This window comes from Clostridium sp. UBA3061 (assembly GCF_002367465.1).
Lineage (GTDB): Bacteria > Bacillota > Clostridia > Clostridiales > Clostridiaceae > Clostridium_J > Clostridium_J sulfidigenes.
This window is the reverse complement of record NZ_DFCF01000003.1, coordinates 1-4,676: the sequence shown is the minus strand read 5'-3', so window position 1 is coordinate 4,676 and position 4,676 is coordinate 1. Positions and strand designations below refer to the sequence as shown.

5 protein-coding genes are annotated in these 4,676 nt (G+C 28.8%); 4 read left to right on the top strand and 1 reads right to left on the bottom strand.

The genetic code is table 11. From position 1 onward, the window contains the following. The first annotated feature begins 292 nt into the window (after positions 1 to 292). The 3 genes from B2P65_RS03025 (at position 293) to B2P65_RS03015 (ending at position 3,357) form a co-directional block, all read left to right on the top strand. Positions 293 to 781 (top strand): hypothetical protein, encoded by a 489-nt coding sequence (locus B2P65_RS03025; protein ID WP_346879568.1) that lies wholly within the window; start codon positions 293 to 295, stop codon positions 779 to 781. A gap of 121 nt (positions 782 to 902) precedes the next feature. After that, a complete protein-coding gene (locus B2P65_RS03020) occupies positions 903 to 2,855 on the top strand; it encodes an N-acetylmuramoyl-L-alanine amidase (protein ID WP_346879567.1) in 1,953 nt (650 codons plus the stop codon). A gap of 85 nt (positions 2,856 to 2,940) precedes the next feature. Beyond that, positions 2,941 to 3,357, top strand: coding sequence for a hypothetical protein (locus B2P65_RS03015; RefSeq protein WP_346879566.1), 417 nt, complete (start codon positions 2,941 to 2,943; stop codon positions 3,355 to 3,357). A 213-nt stretch (positions 3,358 to 3,570) separates the two neighbouring features. Here the strand turns inward: B2P65_RS03015 and B2P65_RS03010 are convergent, their stop codons facing one another. Then, positions 3,571 to 3,999, bottom strand: a complete 429-nt coding sequence (locus tag B2P65_RS03010) for a hypothetical protein (protein WP_346879565.1) — start codon at positions 3,997 to 3,999, stop codon at positions 3,571 to 3,573. Between the two features lie 373 nt (positions 4,000 to 4,372). On the opposite strand from B2P65_RS03010, the gene B2P65_RS03005 reads away from it, so the two are divergent. Further along, positions 4,373 to 4,594 (top strand): DUF1659 domain-containing protein, encoded by a 222-nt coding sequence (locus B2P65_RS03005; protein ID WP_346847615.1) that lies wholly within the window; start codon positions 4,373 to 4,375, stop codon positions 4,592 to 4,594. Positions 4,595 to 4,676 lie beyond the last annotated feature (82 nt).

The window sequence follows — 4,676 nt, the reverse complement described above, 5'->3', positions numbered from 1 at the left end:
GTCAAAGTTACTATATGTATTTATTTTTTAAAATAAGTGAGAAAAAAGCGGACCAACTTTTAAAGTTAGTCCGCTTTTTTTCTGACACTTCCACCAATTATTATTATCTTGAGTATCTGCTGATGAGAATGGAAAATTTAATTCTAGAAAATTATTTTTGAAAAAATCAAATATATATATTTATAAAATGCTATTTATCCCTAGGAGGTTTAATGTTAGTTATATCAATGCTTTAGGGGTGCAAGAACATAAAAACATAAAAAGCTGAAAACATGGTAAGGAGGATTTTCAAATGGCAAATCAAAAATTAATTTTTAGTAATGATGGAACAATTAAAACTATTGATAATTATGTGTTATCAAAGGAAGAGGCTTCAATGAATGTAGAAAAACATGAAGAAGATATAGATGACCCATACACTTATATGGATATAGAAGATATTAAAAACCTGGAGGCCAAGAAAAAGAAAGTTAGTAATAAGTCTAAGGCTATAAAGGAAAATAGTTCTCAGGATAAATCCTATAGTTTAACAAGTCATAGCAGAGCATCTAGTAAGATTAATAAGATTAAAAAGAAAATGGGTAGACAAGAAACCCTTTTAAATTCAAGTGGAAAGGAATCCTTAAGACGTACTTATTTAATAGAGGTTGAGAACATAAAAAGGCTTGAAGAGATAAAAGTATTTTTATATTCTGACGAAGTTGTTCAGTACAGTGAGATTATTAATGAATCTATAAGACACTATTATCAGTGCATGAAACTTGATAAAGGAAAAAATTAATGAAAATAAATAAAAAAATTTTCTAATTAGGTTTACAAATCTAACTTAAATCACTCTTTTATATATGTAATGACTTAATCGATTAAGAAGTTAGAAATATAAAAGAAAGAAGGAATTTATTATGGCAAATGTAACATATCAAGTATATGCGGGTGGGAGATGGCTTCCTAATGTAACCAATCTAAGTGATTATGCAGGTATTTATGGTACACCAATTCAAGGAGTATATGCTAATCTTGATAAAGGAAGTATTCAATACAGAACTCATACTCAAAATGGTGATTGGCTACCTTGGGTAAGTGATAGAAGTGATTATGCAGGTATTCTAGGTAAAAATGTAGATGGAATACAAATGAAGATTAGTGGTTTATCTGGATACAATGTTAAATATAGGGCTTATGTTGGTGGAAGATGGCTTCCATGGGTAATAGGTGAGTCAGATTATGCTGGAATATATGGACAATCAATAGAAGCAATTCAAGTTGAAATAGTTTCTGATAGTTCATCAGGTTCTGGAAATGGATATGTTAATGTAACATATCAAGTATACGCAGGTGGGAAATGGCTTCCTAATGTAACTAATCTAAGTGATTATGCTGGAATATTGGGCAGTGCAATTCAAGGAGTATATGCTAATCTTGATAAAGGAAGTATTCAATACAGAACCCATACTCAAGGAGGAGAGTGGTTACCTTGGGTAAGTGATAGAAGTGATTATGCAGGGATTCTAGGTAAAAATGTAGATGGAATACAAATGAAGATTAGTGGTTTATCTGGATATAATGTTAAATATAGAGCTTATGTAGGTGGAAGATGGCTTCCATGGGTAGTAGGTTTAGAAGATTATGCTGGAATATTTGGACAACCAATAGAAGGTATCCAAGTTGAAATAGTTTCTGGCAATTCATCAGGTTCTGGTGATGGAGATCCAGTATTACCTCCTGTAACAGGCGCAAGAAAAGTATTTATAGATCCAGGACATGGTGGAAGCGACCCAGGTGCTATAGGAAATGGACTTAATGAGAAGGATGTTGTTTTATCTATATCTAAAAAAGTCGGGAATATATTAACCAAAAATGGTATATCTGTAGCATATTCTAGAACTTCTGACACATATGTAAGTTTAGAAGGAAGAGCACAGCAAGCTAATAGCCTTGGTTCATCATTATTTGTATCTATTCATGCTAACTCTTTTGCGGGGGCAGCTAATGGAACTGAGTGCTATACTTATCCAAGCGCTGATGCTAAAAATAAAGAATTATCAAGAAATGTATCACGAGCTATAGCTAATAAATTTGGAATTCCTAATAGAGGACATAAGGAAGAAGATTTTGCAGTATTAAGATTAACTAATATGCCTGCAATACTTGTTGAAACTGCATTTATAAGTAATGCTAGTGATGCTAATTTATTAAGAAATAGACAGGATGACTTTGCTACAGCAATTGCAAATGAAATAATAAAATATTTTGGGGGTTCATCAACCACTCCTCGTACTATGAATCTGGGATTAGGTAATAAGTTAGGCTTTGACCCATATACTCTACAAGCAAATGTAAATATTTCTCATAGCGAAACTATTTTAAAAAGTGATAATCTTGAAATTAGTCTTTCAGCTGAATTAATTCAAGATGAGCCGTCATTACCGATATCAACAGAAAATGCCAAGAAAATAGCTAATATGGATAATCCACAAGAAATATTTGAAGGTGCTACAGGAATATTACTAGACATGTTGCCATCAGCAGTAACTAAAGAATTAAAAATTATGTTCAATGGAATTGAAAAGATAGAGCTTTCTTCAGGAAAAGTTAGTTTTAATATATTTACACAAGAATTAAAGATTCAGGGAGTTGAAGTAGCAACTATAATAAGGCCATTTGATAAAGTTCGAGTAAAAGAATCAATTAGCGTTGATTATACTTTTGATTTAACAAAATTAATATATGGTAGTTTAGGTTTAGCTTTATTTGTTTTAGTAGCGACTTTACTTACACCTTGGCCTGGAGATGAAGCAGTTGCTGTTATAGCTTTTTTAGGTAATGTGTTTAATAAATTATTAACAAGTAACTAATAAGGTTTACACAATTATCAATTAAGTATAATATATAGAAAAGCATGAAAATAAAATTTTTATGCTTTTCTATAGGAGGTTACCAATGAAATTTTTAAAAAGGATATTTATATTTATATTGTTAAGTTTATTTTTAACAATATTTATAAGGAGTTTCACTCCACGAAGCACTGTAGAAACTATATCAACTGATCGCTATGTAGTAGAAAATCAAAATAGTTCTAAATTATATATAGCCACTGTAACAATAAAACCTAAGATAACTTTAAAAGATAATATTGTAATTTCTAAGGTGTTTGAGGAAATTAAATATTTTTTATCTGTTGAAACAACATCACCTTTGGGATTTATACTTATAAAAGATTTGGATAGTGAATTGGAACTTTTTATAGATAAACAAGGGAAATCAATATATTTTGAAGAGAATAAAAATTTTTCTGATAGTGATTGTGTCTACTTTATTTCAAAGGTAATGAAGCATATTGATTGGAATGTTGAATAATTAATATGTATTTAAGTGTTATTATGTTATAACAATAGATGTTTTTTCTAATCATATCCAAGAATAAATATAATTACATTTAGCTCCATTTTTCATAGAAATTTAAAATATCCTAAGTCATATGAAATAAAAAACTTTACAGTCTCTTATATACATATTATCCAAAATATATAGTAACTATTGTGAATAATCGTTTCATAAATAATGGAATGATTATTTTTTTATTCTACTTAAAAAATCAAGTTTTTCATCATTATCTACTGCAACTACAAACTTATCAGATTTTAAAGTCACTACTTTTTCTTTTATAGAATTAGGTTTTTTTTCAATGGCCAGTTTATAGGCTTTTTTTATTCTGCTTAAATAAAATTTAGGTTCCAATTTAATTATGATATTCAATAATATAACTAGGATAATAATTACTAATGTTCCTATAGCTACATCACCAATTACCTTAATATCAAAAGAAGATTTGTATATGAGTGAAAGGAAGTACAATATAGTACATAGACAATATATATAACCTGCATATACGGCTATTTTTCTAAATTTAAAATAAAAAATTCTATTCTTTTTAATTGTATCTAAGAAATAATGAAATTCTATCCAATCCTCTAAACTATTAGTATATTTTAAAGTCATTAAATCACCTCAACTTTCAATTAATTTTTGATACTATTTAAAATGTTGTTATTTAAATATCATTTTGTATAATAATTACCATAGCCATAATTTTACCATAAATAATCTTTGTTTAAAAGTTATTAAAAATATGTATAAGTATACTTGCTATACCTAAGAACTTAATACTTTTATTTTAGTGTCTAGAAGCTATTTTTACGGTTTTCTGACTCTAAAAATTATCAAAATGATATAGATTTGAGATGATCTATATTATTTAAGAGATTATTAATGAATCTATAAGACACTACTACCAGTGCATGAAACTTGATAAAGGAAAAAATTAATGAAAACACATATATATATTTAAGAAGTTAAGAAAGGAGTGAGTTTTGTGGCAATAACATCTACAAAAATGAAGTCATCAATGGTAATTAAGTATGTGAATGGACAAAAGGAAGATGGTTCTCCAAAGGTTGATTCTCAAAAGTTTTCAGTTAGTGGACTAGCTACAGATGAGCAACTGTTTAATACTGCAGTGCTTATAGGTAATTTAACTGTTAATGAGCCTACTGAAATTAGAAAAGTTGAAGAGTTCGGACTTAACCAGGCATAGGATCAAAGAAATTCTAAGAAGGGAGGAATAACAAATGGCATCTAGAAAATATGTGTTAGCATTCAGAGATTCTGCAGAGTCT